Origin of the sequence: Nocardiopsis alba, from assembly GCF_000710955.1 — a bacterium.
Classification (GTDB): Bacteria; Actinomycetota; Actinomycetes; order Streptosporangiales; family Streptosporangiaceae; genus Nocardiopsis; species Nocardiopsis alba.
The window spans coordinates 58815-79935 of record NZ_BAZE01000008.1 but is presented as its reverse complement, the minus strand read 5'-3'; the positions used below and the strand labels follow the sequence as shown (position 1 = coordinate 79935).

18 protein-coding genes and 1 riboswitch are annotated in these 21121 nt (G+C 70.5%); of the genes, 9 read left to right on the top strand and 9 right to left on the bottom strand.

The features are described 5' to 3' along the window. Positions 1-80: 80 nt before the first annotated feature. Entirely contained in the window at positions 81-641 is a 561-nt protein-coding gene (locus TR33_RS15830; RefSeq protein WP_042283859.1) for a GlcG/HbpS family heme-binding protein, read from the bottom strand. A gap of 172 nt (positions 642-813) precedes the next feature. On the opposite strand from TR33_RS15830, the gene TR33_RS15820 reads away from it, so the two are divergent. The 4 genes from TR33_RS15820 (at position 814) to zwf (ending at position 4909) form a co-directional block, all read left to right on the top strand. After that, positions 814-1998 carry a sensor histidine kinase gene (locus TR33_RS15820; protein ID WP_234305859.1) on the top strand — a complete coding sequence of 395 codons (1185 nt, stop codon included), beginning with the start codon at positions 814-816 and terminating at the stop codon, positions 1996-1998. Beyond that, positions 1995-2618 (top strand): response regulator, encoded by a 624-nt coding sequence (locus TR33_RS15815; protein ID WP_017533230.1) that lies wholly within the window; start codon positions 1995-1997, stop codon positions 2616-2618. The genes TR33_RS15820 and TR33_RS15815 overlap by 4 nt, the downstream gene beginning before the upstream one ends. Before the next feature lie 57 nt (positions 2619-2675). Continuing rightward, positions 2676-3146: an NUDIX hydrolase gene (locus tag TR33_RS15810; RefSeq protein ID WP_017533229.1), complete on the top strand. Its 471-nt coding sequence runs from the start codon at positions 2676-2678 to the stop codon at positions 3144-3146. A gap of 353 nt (positions 3147-3499) precedes the next feature. Continuing rightward, positions 3500-4909: a glucose-6-phosphate dehydrogenase gene (zwf, locus tag TR33_RS15805; protein ID WP_017533228.1), complete on the top strand. Its 1410-nt coding sequence runs from the start codon at positions 3500-3502 to the stop codon at positions 4907-4909. A 109-nt stretch (positions 4910-5018) separates the two neighbouring features. Here the strand turns inward: zwf and groL are convergent, their stop codons facing one another. The 3 genes from groL to thrC all read right to left on the bottom strand — a co-directional run bounded on the left by groL (position 5019) and on the right by thrC (position 8693). Continuing rightward, positions 5019-6650: a chaperonin GroEL gene (gene groL, locus TR33_RS15800; protein ID WP_014908880.1), complete on the bottom strand. Its 1632-nt coding sequence runs from the start codon at positions 6648-6650 to the stop codon at positions 5019-5021. Between the two features lie 447 nt (positions 6651-7097). Beyond that, positions 7098-7376: a ubiquitin-like small modifier protein 1 gene (locus tag TR33_RS15795; protein WP_014908476.1), complete on the bottom strand. Its 279-nt coding sequence runs from the start codon at positions 7374-7376 to the stop codon at positions 7098-7100. Between the two features lie 57 nt (positions 7377-7433). After that, positions 7434-8693 carry a threonine synthase gene (thrC, locus tag TR33_RS15790; RefSeq protein WP_042283856.1) on the bottom strand — a complete coding sequence of 420 codons (1260 nt, stop codon included), beginning with the start codon at positions 8691-8693 and terminating at the stop codon, positions 7434-7436. Positions 8694-8706: 13 nt separating this feature from the next. Beyond that, positions 8707-8845: riboswitch (SAM riboswitch) on the bottom strand. 301 nt (positions 8846-9146) lie between these two features. On the opposite strand from thrC, the gene TR33_RS15785 reads away from it, so the two are divergent. Next, positions 9147-10583: an alpha,alpha-trehalose-phosphate synthase (UDP-forming) gene (locus TR33_RS15785; protein WP_014913438.1), complete on the top strand. Its 1437-nt coding sequence runs from the start codon at positions 9147-9149 to the stop codon at positions 10581-10583. Positions 10584-10658: 75 nt separating this feature from the next. Here TR33_RS15785 and TR33_RS15780 read toward each other — a convergent pair whose 3' ends face one another. Beyond that, positions 10659-11237, bottom strand: a complete 579-nt coding sequence (locus tag TR33_RS15780) for a GrpB family protein (protein ID WP_014910340.1) — start codon at positions 11235-11237, stop codon at positions 10659-10661. 268 nt (positions 11238-11505) lie between these two features. Next, positions 11506-12672 carry a S8 family serine peptidase gene (locus tag TR33_RS15775; protein ID WP_042283854.1) on the bottom strand — a complete coding sequence of 389 codons (1167 nt, stop codon included), beginning with the start codon at positions 12670-12672 and terminating at the stop codon, positions 11506-11508. A gap of 231 nt (positions 12673-12903) precedes the next feature. Here TR33_RS15775 and TR33_RS15770 point away from each other — a divergent pair, with 231 nt between their 5' ends. Both TR33_RS15770 and otsB read left to right on the top strand, forming a co-directional pair. Then, positions 12904-13188, top strand: a complete 285-nt coding sequence (locus tag TR33_RS15770; RefSeq protein WP_014908429.1) for a DUF3263 domain-containing protein — start codon at positions 12904-12906, stop codon at positions 13186-13188. A gap of 95 nt (positions 13189-13283) precedes the next feature. Then, a complete protein-coding gene (gene otsB, locus TR33_RS15765; RefSeq protein ID WP_017533225.1) occupies positions 13284-14129 on the top strand; it encodes a trehalose-phosphatase in 846 nt (281 codons plus the stop codon). Here the strand turns inward: otsB and TR33_RS15760 are convergent. Beyond that, positions 14098-15132, bottom strand: coding sequence for a serine hydrolase domain-containing protein (locus TR33_RS15760; RefSeq protein ID WP_026124747.1), 1035 nt, complete (start codon positions 15130-15132; stop codon positions 14098-14100). The two genes, otsB and TR33_RS15760, sit on opposite strands and share 32 nt — an antisense overlap. A 174-nt stretch (positions 15133-15306) precedes the next feature. Here TR33_RS15760 and argJ point away from each other — a divergent pair, with 174 nt between their 5' ends. Further along, positions 15307-16467: a bifunctional glutamate N-acetyltransferase/amino-acid acetyltransferase ArgJ gene (gene argJ, locus TR33_RS15755; protein ID WP_017533223.1), complete on the top strand. Its 1161-nt coding sequence runs from the start codon at positions 15307-15309 to the stop codon at positions 16465-16467. A gap of 176 nt (positions 16468-16643) precedes the next feature. Here argJ and TR33_RS15750 read toward each other — a convergent pair whose 3' ends face one another. After that, complete coding sequence (locus tag TR33_RS15750) at positions 16644-18236, bottom strand: MFS transporter (protein WP_017533222.1); 1593 nt, start codon at positions 18234-18236, stop codon at positions 16644-16646. A 165-nt stretch (positions 18237-18401) separates the two neighbouring features. Between TR33_RS15750 and TR33_RS15745 the strand changes: the two genes are divergently transcribed. After that, positions 18402-19049, top strand: coding sequence for a TetR/AcrR family transcriptional regulator (locus tag TR33_RS15745; protein WP_014912106.1), 648 nt, complete (start codon positions 18402-18404; stop codon positions 19047-19049). A gap of 154 nt (positions 19050-19203) precedes the next feature. Here TR33_RS15745 and ptsP read toward each other — a convergent pair whose 3' ends face one another. Continuing rightward, positions 19204-20916: a phosphoenolpyruvate--protein phosphotransferase gene (ptsP, locus tag TR33_RS15740; RefSeq protein ID WP_042283853.1), complete on the bottom strand. Its 1713-nt coding sequence runs from the start codon at positions 20914-20916 to the stop codon at positions 19204-19206. Positions 20917-21121: the final 205 nt, after the last annotated feature.

Genomic DNA, 21121 nt, shown 5'->3' with positions numbered 1-21121 from the left:
TTCGCCCGCCCCGCCCAGGTCCGAACGCACCCGCGCCGGCCCCCTCACGGGGACCGGCGCGTACGGGTTTCGGGGGACGCTCAGCCCTCGTAGTCCTCCAAGGCCTCCAGGGCGGCCTGGGCGATCTCCTCGTCGATGTCTCCGGAGGGCGCGCCGCCCACGCCGATACCCGCGATCGGAGCGTCGTCGGAGGTCACCGGCACACCACCGGCCAGGAAGAGGGTGCCGGGGATGTCGGCGATGGTGGGGCCGTCACCCGAGGCGTTCTCCGCCAGTTCGCTGGTCGGACTTCCCATGGAGACCGCGGTGAAGGCCTTCTGCTCGGCGGAGTCCTGCGTCTGCGGACCGGCGTTGTCGGTCTTGAGCACCAACCGGACCGAACCCGAACGGTCCATGATGGCGATCGAGACCTGTTGGCCCTGCTCCTGGGCCTCGGCCAGACCGGCCTCGCCCGCCGCGAGCAGGGCGTCGGCGCTGAGGACCTCGTGGTCGGCCACCGCCTGGGGGGCCACCGCCGCCGCTGCCGGGGCGGGCCCGCCGGGGGCGTCCTCGGGCAGGAAGGTCGTGGCGGCGACGCCGCCGACGGCGGCCAGACCCAGACCCGCTCCGGCCATGGTGGCGATGAGGTGGTTGCGCTTCATGTCCGATCACTTTCCCTTCGTGGACATCTCGTCTTCGACATCCACCACCTTCGTCGAGAATCGGCCGGTCGCCATCGGGTGAGCGAGTGAACCTCGCGCACCGTTCGGGCCACCTTCCTCGTCATCCGATCGGATGACACCGATACTGATGTAGGTGGGCACCATGGGAACGGTGGGACGAAAAGCTTCGGACGGCGGGGTCGGCAGCCCGCTCCTCAACGCGGTCATGCACATCGGCTTCTTCACGCTGCTCATCGCCTCGGCGATCCGGCTGCTGATCAGGCACGAACTGGACGACCGGACGGTGGCCGCCCTGGAGTTGGCCCTCGTCGTGGGCCTTCTGTACGCCGTGGGCCTGCTGTTGTGGCGCCGCGCGCACCGGGCGGTCCTCTACGGCTGGCTGACCGGTGTGCTCGTGTGCTGGATCGCCCTCGTCTGGATCGCGCCCTCGTTCGGCTTCGCCGCCATCCCCCTGCTGTTCCTGGCGCTGCGGCTGCTGCCCGCCCCGGCGGCGATGGTGGTCGCCGCGGTGCTGGCCGTGGCCACCACCGCCGGATGGGTCGCCCTGACCGACGTCGACGACCCCACGGTCTTCGTCGTCCCCGTGACGTTGGCGGCGATGGTGGTCGGTACCGTCACGGTCATCAAGCGCGAGAGCGAACAGCGCAGACGCATCATCGCCGACCTGCTCCGGACCCGCGACGCCCTGGCCGAGTCGCACCGCCGTACCGGTGTCCTGGAGGAGCGTGAGCGCCTGGCGCGCGAGATCCACGACACCGTGGCGCAGGGGCTCTCCAGCACCGGCATGCTGCTGCGCGCCGCCGATCTGTCGTGGGAGAGCGACCCGGACCGTTCCCGGTCCCTGGTCCGTCAGGCCACCGAGGGGGTGGACCACAACCTGGCGGAGGCCCGCGCCTTCGTCCAGGGCGAGGGACCGGCCTCCCTGGAGCACGCGACGCTGCGCGAGGCGCTCACCGACCTGTGCCGTTCCCTGTCCGAGGAGACCGGGGTCGAGGCCGGTCTGACCTGCGACGGCGACCTGGACGGGCTTCCGGACACGGTGAACGCCGCCCTGCTGCGCATCGCCCAGGGGGTGCTCGCCAACGTCCGCGAACACTCCGGGGCCTCGCGGGTGGCGGTCTCCCTGGCCGGGATCGGCGACCGGGTGACCCTGGACGTGCGCGACGACGGGGTCGGCTTCGATCCTTCGACGTCGCGCTCCACCTCCGGGCGCGGTTACGGGCTGCCCGCCGTCCGGGCGCGGGTCGAGGAACTGGGCGGATCTCTGAGCGTGGAGAGCGCCCCCGGAGCGGGTACCGGGGTGTCGGTCTCCCTTCCCGTCGAGGAGGGCGAGTGAAGCTGTTCCTGGTGGACGACCACCCCATCGTGCGCGCCGGTCTGATCGCCCTGTTCGAGGGCGAGGAGGACATCGAGGTCGTCGGCGAGGCCGCCGACGGCACCGACGCGCTGCGGTTGATCGGGCTGCGCGAACCGGACGTGGTCCTGATGGACCTGCGGTTGGCCGGGGGCACCGACGGGGTCGAGGTCACCGAACGCGTCCTGAGGCTGCCGCGCCCGCCCCGGGTACTGGTGTTGACCACCTACGAGACCGACGGCGACATCATGCGCGCCCTGGACGCGGGGGCCTCCGGCTACCTGTTGAAGGACAGCCCTCCCGACCGGCTCTTCGAGGCGGTCCGGGCCGCGGCTCGCGGAGAGACGGTGCTGTCCCCGCACGTGGCGGCCCGGCTGGTCCGGCGGGTACGCGACCCTCTGCCCGGGGTGACCCCGCGCGAGACCGAGATCCTCCGCCTCCTGGCGCGGGGCGCGGGCAACCGGGAGATCGCCGAGGGCCTGTTCATCACCGAGGCGACGGTCAAGACGCACCTGCAACGGATCTACGCCAAGCTCGGCGTGGAGACCCGGACGGCCGCGGTGCGGGTGGCCGTCGACCGGTCCCTGATCAGGCTGGACTGAACGACGGCCGGCGCCCCGCGCGGACCGGCGACCGCCCCCACCTGTACCGTCGGCCCCATGATGGAGACGACGGTGGACCCGCGGAGGCTGGTGGAACAGGCGCGCGCGGAGGGGATCACGCGCTTCTCGGTGGGGATGATCCTGCACAGGGCCGAGGGGCGGGAGTTCCTGCTGCTGCGCCGTCGTCCCGACGACACCTCCTTCCCCGGCGGGGAGGACCTCCCCTCCGGCGGCGTGGAACCGGGTGAGGGCCTGTTCGAAGGGCTGGCCCGGGAGCTCCACGAGGAGATCGGCAGGCAGGCCGACGCCCCCGTGCGGCCGGATCCGTTCGTCTCCTGGTTCGACTATGTGTCCCGGAGCGGGAACCGCAAGCGCTGGTTCGCCTTCTCCGCCCCCTACGACGGCGCCCCGATCCGACTGTCCGAAGAGCACACCGGCTTCCGCTGGGCCCCGATGCGGGAGTACGACCGGAGCGACCTGTCCCCCCAGGTGGCGGGCGCGGTCCGGGACCGGCTCGGCACGTTCTAGGGAGTGTTTTTTGGATGCTTTCGTTGGGCATCGGCGGAGCCGATCCGTGGCGAGCGGCCGCCGGGCGATCTCTCGCCAGACGACGAGCGAGAGTTCCCCTACTGTGCTCCGCTACGCAGGCTCCGCAGGATCGCACAGCGGGGGCCCGCCCGGGTTCGGCTGTCCGAGCGACGTCGGCGCCGCGAGAGGAAGCCCGGCCACGCGAGCACGGAATGATCCAAAAAAACACGACCGAGGTTCGGGGCTCGGCGGGAATTCTTGGCCCGCCCTTGGGCACCCGCCCCCTTCTCCCCGGGTATGCGGCCCTTGGCGGCCCCGACCGAGCGGGGACGCCGCGAAGTGGGGGGAGCACGATGACGACCGGACCCGACGCCGACGCCCTGGTGATCTTCGGGGTCACCGGAGACCTGACGCGGAAGTACCTCATGCCCGCCCTCTACCACCTGGTGGAGCGGGGCGAGGCCCCCGCCCGGATCGTGGGCGTGGCCCGGAGCGGCTGGGACACCGACACCCTGCGGCGTCGGGCCCGGGAGGCGATCATCGAACACGACACCGCCCTCGACGGCCGGATCGACGAGGCGGTCTTCGACGACCTGGCCGGCCGGCTGACCCTGGTCTCGGGCGACCTCGACGATCACGAGACCTACACCCGACTGGGCGAGGCCCTGCGGGGCGTCTCGTTCACCGCGCACTACCTGGCGGTGCCGCCCGCCCTGTTCGTCGAGGTGGCGCGGGCCCTGGCCGACAGCGGGCTCGCCCACGATTCCCGCCTGGTGGTGGAGAAACCCCTGGGAGACGACCTCGCCTCGGCCCGCCGACTGCGGCACGGGCTCCTCGCCTGCTTTCCCGAGGAGCGTCTCTACCTGGTCGACCACTTCCTGGGCGAGGAGTCGGTGCGCAACCTGCCGCTGACCCGCTTCGGCAACGGCCTGCTCGAACCGCTCTGGTCCCGCGCCCACGTCGACAACGTGCAGATCACCATGGCCGAGGACTTCGGCGTGGCGGACCGGGGCTCCTTCTACGACGCGGCCGGGGCGATCCGGGACGTCTTCCAGAACCACCTGTTGCAGCTCTTCGCCCTCCTGGCCATGGAACCGCCGCTGTCCACCGACCCGGCCGCGATCGAGGACGAGAAACTGCGGGTGCTGCGCGCCACCCGCACCCTGACCCCCGAGGACGTGGTGCGGGGTCGTTACGACGGCTACCTCGACGTGGAGGGGGTCGATCCGCGTTCCACCACGGAGACCTTCTTCGCGCTGCGCATGTGGGTGGACGCCCCGCGGTGGGCGGGGGTGCCGTTCTACGTGCGTTCGGGCAAACACCTGCCGCTCACCTCCTGGGAGGTGGTGGTCGAGTTCGCGCGGCCCCCGATCGACCTCTACCCGGGCCCCGCCGACCTGGTGCGCTTCCAGCTGGAGCCCTGGTCGGGGGCGACCATCGAGACGTCCCTGAACGCCCCCGGCGCCGAGGGCGATTCCCCGGTACCGATCGCGATCGGCGCCGACATCGGCCGACGGCTCGGCCGTGGTCATGAGGCCTACGAGAACGTGCTGCGCGGGGCCGTGGTGGGCGACCCCGGAAGGTTCGTGCGCTTCGACGTGGTGGAGGAGTCGTGGCGGATCGTCGACCCGATCGTGGACCTGACGTCCGTGCCCGAGACCTATGAGCGCGGCACCTACGGCCCCGTCTCGTCCCTGGAGCTTCCGGGGTCCTCGGGCTGGCATCCGCCCGCCGACGCGATCCGCCCGCACGGCATCGACTGAGCCGCGAGGGAGCGCCCCCGGAAAAGGCGAAACCGGGCGGACCCCCGAAGGGGACCGCCCGGTCGTCGCGGGCGAGGTCGCGTATCCGGACCTCGGAGGTTCGGACCTCTTAGAAGTCCATACCGCCCATGCCACCGGTCGGGTCGCCGGCGGGAGCCGCGGCCTTCTCCGGCTTCTCGGCGATGACGGCCTCGGTGGTCAGGAACAGACCGGCGATCGAGGACGCGTTCTGCAGAGCGGAACGGGTGACCTTGGTCGGGTCGATGACGCCGTCCTTGAACAGGTCGGTGTACTCACCGGTGGCGGCGTTCAGGCCGAACCCGGGCTCCAGGTTCTTGACCTTGTCCGCCACGACGCCGCCCTCGAGGCCGGCGTTGACCGCGATCTGCTTGAGCGGCTCGGCGATGGCGCGACGCACGATGTCGGCGCCGATGGCCTCGTCGCCGTCCAGGTCGAGCTTCTCGAAGGCCGGGACGCTGGCCTGGAGCAGAGCGACACCACCACCGGGCAGGATGCCCTCTTCGACGGCGGCCTTCGCGTTGCGAACGGCGTCCTCGATGCGGTGCTTGCGCTCCTTGAGCTCCACCTCGGTGGCGGCGCCGGCCTTGATGACGGCCACGCCGCCGGCCAGACGGGCGAGACGCTCCTGGAGCTTCTCGCGGTCGTAGTCGGAGTCGGTGCGCTCGATCTCGTTGCGGATCTCGTTCACGCGACCGGCGATGGCGGTGGCGTCACCGGCACCGTCGACGATGGTGGTCTCGTCCTTGGTGACGACGATCTTGCGGGCGCGGCCCAGCAGCTCCAGCTCGGTGTTCTCGAGCTTGAGGCCGACCTCCTCGGTGATGACCTGGCCGCCGGTCAGCACGGCGATGTCGCCGAGCTGGGCCTTGCGACGGTCACCGAAGCCCGGGGCCTTGACGGCGACGGACTTGAAGGTGCCGCGGATCTTGTTGACCACGAGGGTCTGGAGGGCGCCGTCGGCGACGTCCTCGGCGATGACCATCAGCGGACGGCCGGACTGCAGGACCTTCTCGACAACGGGCAGGAACTCGTTGTTGTTGGAGATCTTGGAGTTGACGATGAGGATGTAGGGGTCCTCGAGGACCGTCTCCATGCGCTCGAGGTCGGTGGCGAAGTAGGGCGAGATGTAGCCCTTGTCGAAGCGCATGCCCTCGGCGAGCTCCAGCTCGAGCCCGAAGGTCTGCCCCTCCTCGACGGTGATGACGCCTTCCTTGCCGACCTTGTCCATCGCCTCGGCGATGGTCTCACCGATCTGGGTGTCACCGGCGGAGATGGAGGCGGTGGAGGCGATCTGCTCCTTGGTCTCGACGTCCTTGGAGAGGTTGCCGAGCTCCTCGTTGATGCGGGCGACGGCGGCCTCGATGCCCCGCTTGAGGCCGACCGGGTTGGCGCCGGCGGCGACGTTGCGCAGACCCTCGCGGACGAGGGCCTGGGCCAGGACGGTGGCGGTGGTCGTACCGTCACCGGCGACGTCGTCCGTCTTCTTGGCGACCTCCTTGACCAGCTCGGCCCCGATCTTCTCCCACGGGTCCTCGAGCTCGATCTCCTTGGCGATGGAGACACCGTCGTTGGTGATCGTGGGGGCGCCCCACTTCTTCTCCAGAACGACGTTGCGGCCCTTGGGACCGAGGGTGACCTTCACGGCGTCCGCGAGCTGGTTCATGCCACGCTCGAGGCCGCGACGGGCCTCCTCGTCGAACGCGATCAGTTTGGCTGCCATTGAGTTCTTGTCCTCCCGTGACCGGGCTGATACGCGACGGGGACGAGGCCTGCGCCCGCGACGGACGACCGCGTTCCCCCGACACCCTTCCGTCGGAGGCCCGTGATCTCGCAGCCTCGATCCGGTTAGCACTCGACAAAGGTGAGTGCTAACCAGTCACCTTTTTAGCACTCGCCCATGGAGAGTGCAAACGATGTGGTCACGATTTCCACAGCCGGAGGAACACCCGTCACCTGGAGGAACATGCCTCGTTCCGGGCGTTTTGAGCGGTGGGCGAACAGGGAGGATCGGCCGCTCCGTGACCTCCTACCCAGGAGCGACCCCGGCCGCACCCTCCTGCACCCCCCGATTCACCCGGGCCTCACGAGCCGGGTCCCACGACGAAGGGGCGGACGTCTCGGCGAGACGTCCGCCCCTCATGCTCATGCGAGGCGTGGAACCTCGGGCTCAGCAGCCTCCGGCCACGGCCGGGATGATCGACACCTGCTGACCGTCCTTGACCTCCGTCTGAAGGCCCTTCTCGAAACGGACGTCCTCGTCGCCGACGTAGACGTTGACGAAGCGGCGTACCTTGCCGTTGTCGTCGAGGATGCGGGCGCGGATGCCCGGGTGGTTGGCCTCCAGGTCGTCGAGGATCTCGGCGAGGGTGGAGCCCTCGGCGCTGACCTCGGAGGCGTCACCGGTGTAGGTGCGCAGGATGGTGGGGACGCGAACGCTGGCGCTCATGTGGTGGTTCTCCTGGTCTGTGAGTGCGGTGGCGAAAGGCGGGCGGGGAGGTGACCGTCAGGCCAGCCCGGCCTCGGTGAACGCCTTCAGCGAGGGCTTGATGGTGGCGGTGACGCCCGCGTCGACCGCGTTGAGGGTCTTGAGCCCGTCGCCGGTGTTGACGATGACGGTCTCCGCCTCGGTGTCGAGCTTCCCCTCACGGACCAGCTTGCGCAGGACGCCGGTGGTCACGCCGCCCGCGGTCTCGGCGAAGATGCCCTCGGTACGGGCGAGGAGCTTGATGGCGTCGACGATCTCGTCGTCGCCCACGTGCTCGATGGAGCCGCCGGTGCGCTGGGCGATGTCGAGGACGTAGGGCCCGTCCGCCGGGTTGCCGATGGCCAGCGACTTGGCGATCGTGTCCGGCTTGACCGGCTGGATGACGTCGTGGCCGCTCTCCCAGGCCTTGGCCACCGGGGAGCAGCCGGTGGCCTGGGCGCCGAAGACCTTGTAGGGGCGGTCCTCGACCAGGCCGACCTTGATCAGCTCTTGGAAGCCCTTGTCGATCTTGGTGAGCTGGGAGCCGGACGCGATCGGGATGACGATCTGGTCGGGCAGCCGCCAGCCGAGCTGTTCGGCGATCTCGTAGGCCAGCGTCTTGGAGCCCTCCGCGTAGTAGGGCCGCAGGTTGACGTTGGTGAAGCCCCAGCTCTCGCCGGCCGGGTCGCCGATGAGCTCGGAGCAGAAGCGGTTGACGTCGTCGTAGTTGCCGTCGATCGCGACGACCTTGCCGCCGTAGACCGCGGCCATGACGACCTTGCCCTCCTCGAGCCCCGCGGGGATGAACACGCAGGACTCGAAGCCGGCCCGGGCGGCGGCGGCGCCGACCGCTCCGGCGAGGTTGCCGGTGGAGGAGCAGGACAGGGTGGTGAACCCGAAGGTGCGGGCGGCCTCGACGGCGATCGCGACCACGCGGTCCTTGAAGGAGTGCGTGGGGTTGCCGGAGTCGTCCTTGACGTGCAGGGAGGAGAGGCCGAGTTCGGCGGCCAGACGGTCGGCGCGGACCAGGGGGGTCAGGCCGGGGTTCATGTTGGGGAGATCGGCCACGTTGTCGGGGACCGGCAGGAGGGAGCGGTAGCGCCAGATGTTCTTGGGGCCGCTCTCGATCTCCTCACGGGAGACGTTCCCGAAGTCGTAGGCGACCTCGAGGGGGCCGAAACAGAAGCCACAGGCGAAGATCGGCGAGAGCTCGTAGCGTTCGCCGCACTCCCGACAGGAGAGGGCGGTCCCCGGGCCGAAGGCGCGGACGGCGGTGGGTTCAGTGGCGGCAATCGCCATGGCGAGGCGTCTCCCCTCATCTTTCCTGGTGGCCACCTTGACCCCAGGCCGGAGTTGGCACCTGCCTCGACCGGGACACGAACGCGTGTCCACATGACGAGATGGTTGCCGGGGCTTCGCAGGGCCGGTCCCTCCACCCCTCTGGATGAGCAATATGAAATTGTGGCTCTCTCCTCGGAGAACGCACCGCCACTGTAACGGACGTATCGCCCGGTTTTCCATCGAGGGTGACCCGTATTACACTCGCGTCTCATATTTCAATACAACTTGAGACGACCTTGTCGGAGCGGGCTTCCGGCGTTCTCCGTGGTGCGACCGCGTCCCGAGGGACCTTGGCCGTGTTTGGATCCGGGGCCCGCAGGCGAGACCTACGGATGCGTCCCTCGTCCGGGCGCCCCTTCCACGTGGACCCACCGTCCCACCATCCGCACGCGCTCCTGAGAGGACCAAGACGTGGACAAGGCACAGATCCTCATCGCCTCGAACCGAGGGCCGGTCTCCTTCTCCACCACGGCCGACGGCTCCCTGGAACACCGACGGGGAGGCGGCGGCCTGGTCTCGGGGATGATCTCGGTGGCCACCGGGATCGATTCCCTCTGGGTCTGCGCCGCCCTCTCGGACTCCGACCGGCGCGCCGCCGGTGAGGCCCCGGGAGCGCGGCTGGACCGTACTCACGACCTGGGCGGGATGAGCGTCCACATGTTGGACATCCCGGCGGACGTGCTCACCGGCGCCTACACCGACGTGTCCAACTCGACCCTGTGGTTCGTGCAGCACATGATGTACGACACCCCCAACAAGCCGTCCTTCGGTTCACGTTTCCGAGAACAGTGGGGGCACTACCGCGCCTACAACGAGGCCTTCGCCGACGCGCTGGTGGCCGGGGCCGCCGTCAACGCCCGCGTGGCCGTCCAGGACCTCCACCTGGCCCTGGTCCCCCACATCCTGCGCAACCGCCGCCCCGACCTGCGCATCGCGCACTTCTCGCACACACCCTGGGCCCCGCCGGAGTACTTCCGGATGCTGCCCTCACAGGTGGCGCGGGAACTGCTGGAGGGCATGCTCGGCGCCGACCACCTCGGCTTCCTCAGCCCTCGCTGGGCCGACGCCTTCCTGCGCTGCTGCGCCGAGATCCTGCGTGCCGACGTCGATCTCGAACGACGCACCGTGGAGCACGGCGGCCGGGTGATCGAGGTGGGCGTGCACGCCCTGGGCGCCGACGAGGACCTGCTGCGCGAGAGCGCGGCCGAGCCGGCCGTCGCCGAACGCCGGCGTACCCTGCTCGACCTGGTCGGGGATACCCGGCTCATCGTGCGTGTGGACCGGACCGAGCTGTCCAAGAACATCGTGCGCGGGCTGGAGGCCTACCGGGAGCTGCTGACGGCGCGCCCGGAGTGGCGGGGCCGGGTCACCCATCTGGCGTTCGCCTACCCCAGCCGGGGCGACGTGCCCGAGTACCGCGCCTACACCGAGTCGGTGCTGCGGACCGCCAAGGAGATCAACGAGGAGTTCTCGACCGCCGAGTGGACCCCGGTGATCCTGGAGGTCGACGACGACTACCCCCGGTCCCTCGCCTCGTTCCAGCTCGCGGACGTGCTGCTGGTCAACCCCATCAGGGACGGCATGAACCTGGTCGCCAAGGAGGGCCCGGTGCTGTCCGAACGCGACTGCGCCCTGGTGCTCTCCCGTGAGGCGGGGGCCGCCGACGAGCTGGGCGACGCCGCCCTGCTGGTCGATCCCTACGACACGCTGGACACCGCCGAGGCGCTGCACACCGCGTTGACGATGCCCGAGGAGGAACGGCGCAAGCGCCGGGAGCGTCTGGCCGAGGCGGCGGTGGCCCTGCCTCCGCGCCGCTGGTTCGAGGACCAGCTCCGTTCCCTGGGCTGAGTCGACCGTCTCCACCGGAACGGGTCCTGGACCTTCGGGGCCCGTTCCGTGTCCGTCACCCGTCCGAACCGGGCCTCATTCGGCGTCGGGCACCCGGGCCATGAGTTCGGCGACGATCCCGTTCCTGGCGTCGATGTAGTCCTGGAGCCGCTCCCAGGTGCGTTCGCCCAATTCCCGCTTGAACGCCGCGTAGCGCTCGCGGGCCTCCTCGTCGGCGATGAGAAGGTCGCGGAACGCGCGCATACGTCGCGGTTCGGCGCAGTTCTCGGAGAAGACGAACAGGTTCACGTTGACCCGGGAACCCTTCAGAAGCCGGTATTCGACGCGGTCCGTGCTGCGGACGGACATGCTGTAGCCGGCCCGTTCCAACTCCGGCAGGTAGGTCGAGCCGTCGTCGGGATCGTCCACCACCATCAGGACGTCGATGCACGGGCGCGCGTCCAGCCCGGGCACGGCGGTGGAGCCGACGTGTTCGATGGTGAGGGCGCGTTCGCCGAGGGCGCCGCGGATCCGGTCGGCCTCCTGCCGGAACAGGTAGGGCCATTTGGGGTCGTGGGGGACGATGGCGATCCGCCCGTTCACCGGGCCCTGTGGGGTCGGTCCGGGCCGGGGCTCGCCGCGAGAGGGAAGCGAGGGGGACTTCAGGGAGGACATTCCACACAGCCTTGTCCCTGGTGATGCGCGAGTCAAGACCTCTCACGTGGCTTACATATGCACGCGCATTTCCTCGATGACGGACTGTTGACCTGGGTTGACCGTCGGCTATGACGCTTTTCTCCGTTTTTATGACGGTACGCGGAACCAACTTTCGCACTGTTCGGAAGGAACGCGCCGACCCGTTCTTCTCCCCGTTCCCCCACCCCTCACATGACGAACGGGGCACCCCGAGAGGCACCCCGTTCGTCGTCGGTCATAGCGCCGACTACTTGCTCTTGCGGCGACGGCCGCCCTTCCTACGTCGCGACGGCCGCTCCCCCTCACGGGCCTGGGCGGCGCGCTCCAGCGCCAATTCCTCCTCCTCGGCCTCGCGCTCGGCCTTGACCCCGTACGGGTCCGCCGAGCTGCGACGCACCCACAGCACCAGGCCCAGCACGATGATCGCCAGGACCAGGCCGATCAGGGCGAACCACATCCAGAGCGGGATGTGCACGCCCTGGTCCTCCTGCACCAGGTTCTCGTCGATGAGCGGGATGTCCTGCGCCTCGCCCGAGGCGCGGGCCATCGCCGACTCCACGTGCAGCGTGGGCAGGCCGCCGCTCCCCTCCTGGGAGCCCTCGACCATGGCGTCGCGAAGCTGCGCCGGGTCCAGCTGCGGGTACTCGGCGGTGAGAAGGGCCGCCGCTCCGGCGGTGATGGCCGCCGCGTAGGGCGCGCCGTCCACCTGGGTCTGTCCCATGTCCGGGCCCGCGGTCTCCAGCTCGACGCCGGGGGCGGTCAGGTCGATGAGGGAGGCGTCGGGCGACTCCGGTACGAGTCCCCCGTTCTGGTCCACCCCCGCCACGGCCAGAACGTTGGGGTCCTCCTCACCACCGGCCGGGCCGACCACCAGGGTGTCGCGATCCGTGGCGAAGGCCGTGGCCTCCAGCAGCGCCTCGCTCCCGTCACCGGCCCTGGGCAGCAGGATCACCTGGACCCCGCTCTCCACCGCGTGCCGGACCGCCTTGGACAGGTCCCCCTCGGTGGGGATCGCCAGGACGGAGGCCTCCGGTGCCACTCCCAGCACACCGCCGTCGGCGTCCATGCCGTGGCCGTGCGCCACCACCAGGGCGGCCGCGGCCGTACCCTGCTGATTCGCGGTCCCGTTCTCACCGAGTTCGGTGTCGATCTCGACGTTGTCGCGCAGGTCGGGGTGTTCCTCGTCCACGGAGGCACCGGGCATGGCCACCGTGACACCGCGGCCCTCGGTCCGCTCCCAGACCTCCTGAGCGCCGATGGACGTCAGAGCCCACTGCTCGGGTCTGAAGTCGGGAATGTCCGCGGCCGCGGGAGCCGCCGTTCCCCCCAGCACGGCCAGGGACGCGCAGGCCCCCGCCACGACGCCCAGCAGATGGCGTTTGTATGTCCTGCTACGGCTGTTGCCCCCGAGCACGTCAGGCTCCCTCGAACGTTGCGGTCGGCGTTCCGCCGGGCCCTCCCCCGGACCCTCGCAATTCTGTCATGCGCACACGATTCCGGCTTGGACAAGTACTGTGCAGGGTAGGGAAGGCAACTGTATCTCTGCTGCCAGTCCTAGGGTTTGCGCTCCTCATACGGCATGTCGAGTCGCTAGCATGAGTCGCGCCGATCCGGACCAACCGAAGACCCGTCCAGGGGGTGTCCTATGCCGAATATCGGTCCGGCCGAAGACGGCCGGTCGGCCCTCGCCGAACGCGAACAGCGCATCCTCGCCTTCGAACGCCAGTGGTGGAAGTTCGAGGGCTCCAAGGAGCAGGCGATCCGTGACGAGTTCGGGTTCTCCGCGACCCGCTACTACCAACTGCTCAACGGTCTGGTCGACCGTCCCGAGGCCGCGGCCTTCGACCCGATGACCGTCAAGCGGCTGCGCCGCCTGCGCGCCGACCGACAGCGGCAGCGCAACGCCCGCCGCCTGGGAATCCATCTCTGAACCACGATGGCGTGCCCCGCGCACACGGCCCCGACGGTGATCCCGCTCGGGGCCGCCACGGCGTTCCCCACCGACGACGATGACGAGGTCCTCGCATGTCCCCGGCCGAGCCCGGACCCCTGCTCTCCCCCACGACCGACGCCGGACGCGCCGCCCTGACGGCGCTGCTGGACGACCCCTCTACGGCGCTGACCGGCTTCGACTTCGACGGCACCCTGGCGCCCATCGTCGCCGACCCCCGGGACTCGGCACCCCAGGCCGGGATCGTCGAGGCACTGACCGACCTGGCCGACCTGGTCGGAACGGTCGCCGTGATCACCGGACGCCCCGCCGAGACCGCCGTGCTGTTGGGCGGGCTGGACCGGGTGCCCGGCATCGTCGTCCTCGGCCACTACGGAGCCGAACGGTGGGTGGACGGGCGGGTGATCGCCGCCGACCCGCCGCCCGGGGTGGCGTTGGTCCGTTCCGAGCTGCCCGCCCTGGTGAAGGCCTCCGGAGCCCCCGCCGGGACCTGGATCGAGGACAAGGGGCGTTCGCTGGCCGTGCACACACGGCGTGCCGAGGACCCCGACCGGGCCTTGGCGCTGCTCGCCGAGCCCTTGAAGGAACTGGCCGAGCGTGCCGAGCTCAAGTTGGAGCCGGGCCGGATGGTGATCGAGCTCCGTCCACAGGGTGTGGACAAGGGTGCCGCCCTCACCTCACTGGTCGAGGAGAGGGCGGCGCGTTCCGTCCTCTACGCCGGCGACGACCTGGGCGACCTGCCCGCCTTCGCCGCCGTCACGGCCCTGCGCGAGCGCGACGTGCCCGGCCTGACCGTCTGCTCCTCCTCCGACGAGGTCACCGAGGTGGCCGACGCGGCCGACCTGGTCGTCCCCGGCCCCGCCGGTCTGGCCGAACTCCTCGCCGAACTCACGAAGAGGATTCGCGGGCCTGTGGAATGAGCGCCGCACGGGCCGCCGTACGCAGATCCACCAGCCCGGTGCGGTCGCGCCCGTAGTGCACGGCGTTGGTGAGCACGCCCACGTACCTTCCGCTCTCGGGGTGCATGAACAGGCTCGTCCCGGTGAAACCGTTGTGGTAGACCACCCCCTCCGGGGTGATGAGCCAGCCCAGACCCCGCGAGAGGCCGTTGCCCGCGTCCACCTGCGGCGTCCAGCTCTCCCTGATGAACGAGCCCGGGACCTCCCCCTCTTCGCCGTCCTCGCTCAGACGCAGGATCTCCCGGGCGAAGGCGCCCAGATCGATGGCGGTGCTGAACACACCGGCGTGCCCGGCCACCCCGCCCATCAGCGCCGCCGCCTCGTCGTGCACCACGCCCCAGGTGGGGGCGGTGCCGACCAGACGGCGTTCGGTGGGCGCCACGTGGGGCGAACGGGGCAGCGGACCATAGGTGGTCGAACGCATCCCCAACCGGTCCCACAGATCGGCGGTCAGCCGGTCCAGGCCCCGCCCGTACAGACGCTCCAACAACAGACCCAAAAGGATGAAGCCGCGGTCCACGTACAGGTAGCCGGGCTCCTCCAGCGGGTCCTCCAGGATGGCCTCGGCCAGATCCTGGTCGGTCCCCACGTACCGCTCCAACCAGGTGACCTGGTTGAGTCGGCTGGTGTGGGTGAGGATCTGACGGGTCGTCACCCAGGCCCCGGGAAGCTCCTCCCCCGGAAAGTATTCGGACATCGGAGCGTTGAGGTCCAAAACCCCTTCGGCGACCGCTCTACCGACCAACGGCCAGGTCGCCATCACCTTCGTCAGGCTCGCGACGTCGTAGGACACGTCCGGAGCGGTGTCGTGTTCGCCGTCGATCCGACCGACGGCGACGAACTCCCACATTCCTCCGGTACCGATGACCGCCGCCCCTCCCGGAAGCCAGTCGGCGTCGACCATCACCTTCAGGACCCCTCGGATCCGCGCTCCCGTTTCCGTGAGCCAGTCACCATCACGCACCACACGCCTCCCCCCGAGCGGTCTGCTCCACTCTCGGCGGATACCCCGTCGACCCGGGCTTGTCACACCCTCGTCGTCTCCGAACAGTACGAAACCCCCGCAGGTAGAGGCCGTAATCAGGGCACTTGGGCGTGGCGAAGTAGGCTGTCGACCACGAGTTCCCCGAGGAGGACCATGAGCAGCCAGACCCCCGTTCCCGCCGGATTCGTCGGCGTGGCCGGAAACATGGGCATCAAGGACCCCAAGGACGACTTCTTCGCCGTGGTCTCCCAGACCCCGGCGGTGGTGTCCGCGGTGTTCACCCGATCCCGCTTCGCCGGACCCAGCGTGCGCCTCAGCCGCGACGCCGCCGCCGACGGTCGGGCCCGAGGGGTCACCGTGGTCGCCCGCAACGCCAACGTCGCCACCGGGCAGATCGGGACCCGCGACGCCCGCGAGGTCCAGGAACGCGTGGCCCGGGCCGCCGGGATCGACCCCGACGATCTCCTGATCGCCTCCACCGGTGTCATCGGTCGCCCCTACCCGATGGAGCGGATGCGCGAGTACCTGGACGGGCTGCCCGCCGAGTTCCCGCCGGCCGACCTGGACCGGTCCGCCTCGGCGATGATGACCACCGACACCCACCCCAAGATCGTGTCCGTGAAGGTGGGCGAGGCGACCCTGACCGGCATGGCCAAGGGCGTCGGCATGATCGAGCCGGACATGGCGACCATGCTGGCCTGGTTCTTCACCGACGCCGAACTGGAGCAGCCGGTCCTGGACGAGGTGTTCCGCCGGGTCGTGGACCGCACCTTCAACGCGCTGAGCATCGACAGCGACACCTCCACCAGCGACTCCGCCGCGATCTTCGCCAACGGCCTCGCCGGCCCGGTGGACGTCGCCGCCTTCGAGGAGGCCCTGTACGGGGCGGCCCTGAAGCTGGTCCGGATGATCGCCTCCGATGGCGAGGGCGCCGGCAAGCTCATCGAGGTGCGGATCACCGGTGCCCGCGACGACGCCCAGGCCAAGCGGATCGGCAAGGCCGTGGTGAACTCCCCACTGGTCAAGACCGCCGTGCACGGCGCCGACCCCAACTGGGGCCGGGTCGCGATGGCCGTGGGCAAGTGCTCGGACGAGACCGACGTCCTCCCGGAGAACGTACGGATCGTCTTCGGCGACGTGGAGACCTTCCCGGCCGAGTCCACCGAGGAGACCCTGGAGCGCGCCTCCCGCCACATGAAGGGCGACGAGGTGTTCATCGGGGTGGACCTGGGCATCGCCGACGGCGACTTCACCGTCTACGGCTGCGACCTGACCGAGGGCTACATCCGCATCAACGCCGACTACACGACCTGAGGCGACCCCTCCGGCCCGATACCGCGAGGGCCCCGGTCCGATCGACCGGGGCCCTCGTCATGTCCGGCGGGACATCGACCCGCCGTCTTCGATGAACATCCATGCCCGCCCGTGCCGGCCGTATCGACCCGGGCGGGGTCCTGGCGTGAGGCCGGGTTCGGCCGCACGGAACCGGATCACACGTGGACGACGGGACCGTCGGTCATCCGCCCCGAACGCATGAACAGCGCCAGGATCGCGCCCAGCAGCAGTAGCGCCGAGGCGATGATGAACGCCAGGTGGAGCCCGTCCAGGAAGGCCAGGTTGCTGGCCTCGGTGACCGCCGCCGTGACGGTGGCGTCGGCCCCCTCCGGCACGACCGCCCCGCCCTGCGCGACCGTGCTCTGCATACCGGCGAGCTCACCCGAGGAGGGCTCCTCCAGCCCGGCGGAACCGTAGTGCGAGGGCAGGGTGGAGACGATGGTCGCGGACATGACCACGCCCAGGACCGCCGTGCCCAGCGAACCGCCGAGCTGCATCGCCGCCTGCTGCACGGCCGAGGCGACCCCGGCGAACCGCACCGGGGCGTTGCCGATGATGGCGGCGGTGGCGCCGGTCATCACCAGGCTCAGCCCCACGCCCAGCAGCACGAAGGCCACCGACATGTAGGGCACGCCGGTCTCCCCGTCCAACCGGGAGAGCATGAACATGCCGATCGACGCGGACAGCAGGCCCACCGTCGTGGGGGGTCTGGCACCGACCCGGTCCAGGATCCGACCTGCGATCGGGGAGGTGATGGCCATCATCGCGGTCATGGAGATGAGCTGGAGCCCGGTCTGGGCGGGGCTCATCCCCCGCACGCCCTGGAGGTAGAAGGTGATGAAGAACAGGGAGCCCATCAGGCCGACCGCCATCAGCACCGTCAGCACCACGCCGATCGACACCGACGGGTTGGTGAACAGGCCGAGCGGGATCAGCGGCTGCTCGGGTCTGCGCTCCCACAGCACGAAGGCGAGCCCGAAGACCAGGGTGGCCCCCAGGGAGGCCAGGGTGATCGGGTGGCCCCAGCCGATGCTCGGCGCCTCCACCAGGGCCCAGACCAGGGCGAAGATGGTGATGCTGATGAGCACGATGCCGGGCACGTCCATGCGGCTGCCGGGGTCGGTCGGCGCGTTGGCCGAGAGCAGCCACATCCCCAGCGCCAAGGCGAGCGCGCCCACCGGGGCGTTGATGTAGAAGACGGCCTCCCAGCCGAACGCGCTCACGAGCACGCCGCCCAGGATCGGTCCGCCCGCCGTGGCGGCGCCGATCAGGCTGCCGAAGACGCCGAAGGCCCGGCCGAGGCGGCTGGGCGGGAAGCTCGCCCGCATCAGCCCCATCGCGGAGGGCAGCAGCAGCGCGCCGAAGACGCCCTGCACGATCCGGAAGGCGATGAGCATGACCACGCCGGACGACAGCGCGATGGCCACCGAGGAGAGGACGAACCCGACCACGCCCACGAGGTAGGTGTTGCGGTGGCCGAAGCGGTCGCCGAGCTTGCCCGCGGTGATCAGGAAGACCGCGAGGCCCAGGAGGTAGCCGTGGGTGACCCATTGGAGTTCGGCGAGGGAGGCTCCCAGCGAGGCACCGATCGCCGGGTTGGCGACCGCCACGATGGTGCCGTCCAGAGCCACCATCATCACGCCGAAGGCGATGGCGACCAGGGTCGCCCAGGGGCTCTTGGTGAAGCCGCCCTTGATCCGGTCCGGTGGCGCGGTCGGCGCCGACGGCGGCGATGCCTGTGTCGTCATGTTCTCCCCCGAGGAATCCCGTTATCGTCTCGGCGAGATTATGTCAGCGACTGACACTTGACAACCGCTGTCATAAGTCAGTGACTGACGTCATATCGCTCCCCATGTATCCTCGATGGGGAAGGCGAGATCCGGTCGAGGCCGGTAACGAGGGGAGGCGCGTCCGTGAACACGACGAGCCCCGAGCCGGTCGGGCTGCGCGAACGCAAGAAGGCCCGCCTCCGCCAGGAGCTGATCAACACCGCCGTCCGCCTCTTCCACGAGCGGGGTTTCGAGGGCACGACCACCGAGGAGATCGCCGCCGCCGTCGGCGTCTCCCAGCGGACCTTCTTCCGCTACTTCGCCTCCAAGGAGGCCGTGGTCCTGGCCGCCGCCGAGGGCGTGGACCAGATCCTGTTCGAGGCCCTGCGCGCCCGGCCCGCCGACGAGCCGCCCTTCCTCGCCCTGCGCAACGCGATGCGCGACCACTGGGCCCATCTGGAGCGCGAGGGTCTGCACCTCATCGGCGCCACCGAGGACCTCAGCGCCCGCAGCCCCGAGATCCTCGACACCAACCTGCGTTACTGCCGACAGCGGCAGGAGCAGCTCGCCGCGGTCGTGGGCGAACGCGCGGGCGTCGACCCCGCCACCGACCCTCGCCCCTCCCTCGTGGCGGCGGTGTTCTTCGCCGCCCTCAACAACGGCTACCAGAACTGGTGCTCCGAGGGCTGCCAGAACACCGAGCGGCTTCTACGCTCCTTCCTCGAACAGCTCGATCTGCTTCCCCAGGCGATCGGCGACGACTGGGGCACCCCTCAGGCCCGGAGCGCCTGACCGGACCCCGACCACAGGAGACCCACCGCACCACCCCCGCGCGCTGCGGCATCTCCATCAAGACGCGTCCCGCACCGGCCCGGGACGCGCCCCGGGCACGGTCACCTCAGGGCACGGCCCTGGCCACCATCGTGCCCTTGCCTTCTCCGCTCCCTCAGAGTCCGGCCACCTCCGGACGCACCACCTCGCGCACCGCCTCCCGAGCCCGTTCCGGGCTCTCGGCGGCCAGGGCGAGCTCGGCCAACCGGCGGCATTCGGCGAAGGTGTGCCGGGACAACGCGTACCGCACCACCGGCAGCGCGGGCGGGGCCATCGACAGCCCGGTCACCCCGACCCCCACCAGCACCAGGGCGAGCAGCGGGTCGGAGGCCGCCTCGCCGCACACCCCGACCGGTCTGCCCAACCTCTCCCCCGCGCCACCGACCTTGGCCACCAGCTCCAACAGCGCCGGCTGCCAGGGGTCGAGAAGCTCGGGGAGCGTGTCGAGGGTCCGGTCGACGGCCATGGTGTACTGCGCGAGGTCGTTGGTGCCGATCGACACGAAGTCGACCCGGCTCAGCAGCCGTTCGGCCGTCAGCGCCGCCCCGGGCACCTCCACCATCACCCCGACCTCGCCGATCCCGGCGGCGCGGGCCAGCTCGACGAACTCGCCCGCCTCGGCCGGGGTGGAGACCATCGGGGCCATCACCCGGATCCGGGCCGTCTCCTCGTCCTTGTCCACCTCGCGTACGGCGGAGGCGATGGCGGTCAGCTGGTCGACGAGCAGGTGGGGGTGGACGCGCGAGGTCCGAAAGCCCCGCACCCCCAGAGCCGGGTTGGCCTCCTCGCCGGTGGCGACGAACCCCAGCGGCTTGTCCGAGCCGGCGTCCAGCGTCCGCACGGTCACCGTCCGACCGGCGAAGGCCCGGAACAGGCGCGTGTAGACCGCGGTCTGCTCGGCGACGTTCGGGGGCTCGTCGCGGTCGAGGAAGAGGAACTCGGTCCGGAACAGCCCGATGCCCTCACCGTCGTGTTCGGCGCTCCGGCCCGGGTCGGCCTCCCCGGCGTTGAGCAACAGCGCCACCGGGACGCCGTCGAGGGTGCGGCCCGGTCCGGTGGCCTCGGCGGCCAGAGCACGACGGCGTTCGGCCCGCCCCTGAAGGCTCTCGACCCTGTCCTGGGAGGGGTCGATCTCGACCGTTCCGGCGTCGCCGTCCACCGCCACCAGGGCGCCCTCGGCCAAGTCCTCGGCGCCCGGGCAGCCCACCACGGCGGGCAGCCCCAGAGCGCGGGCCAGGATCACCGTGTGACTGGTGGGACCACCGAGCCGGGTGACGATGGCCTTCACCTGCTCGGGGTCCAGGCGCACCGTGTCGGCGGGGGCCAGATCGTGGGCGACCAGGACGTAGGGGTGGCCCGGCTCCGGCAGCCCCGGCATGGCCCGCCCCAGCAGCACCGCCACCGCCCGGTCACGGATGTCGGCCAGGTCGGCGGCGCGCTCGGCCAGATAGCCGCCGGCGGCCAAGAGCAGCTCCCGATAGCGTTCGCAGGCCTCGTGCACGGCCCAGGCCGCCGCCCTGCCCTCGCGGATCAGTGCCCCGGCCTGCCTGCGCAGCTCGGGATCGCGGGCCATCAGCGCCTGGGCGTTGAGCACCGCCGCGGCCTCGCCGTCGAGGCGGGCGGCTCGTTCCTCCAGGTCGACACCGACCCGATCCAGGGCGGCGAAGGCGGTCGACTCCTCGTGGTCGGGGTCGCCGACCTCCGGTTCGACCTCGGGCAGGGAGGGTGGCGCCGCCATCCGGGCGACCGGGGCCACCGCGGTTCCGGGCCCGGCGGCGATCCCCTTGAGCGACCGGTCGGGGGCGGGGGAGGTGTCCGTCTGCTCCATGCGTCTCTCCTGCGGCAGGTGGGTTCCGTGCGCCGGCGGTGGGGATGGGTTCCGCCGGAGCACCGGGGGGCTGTGTGTTCCCGTGTTCTCCACCCAACCCCGGATCCGTCTCCGGCACCAGAGCGAATCCGGGATCTGTGGACAACCGGCCGCGAAAGACGCGCGGCGGCGCCCACACGTACCCCCTCGAGACCGAACGGTTCAC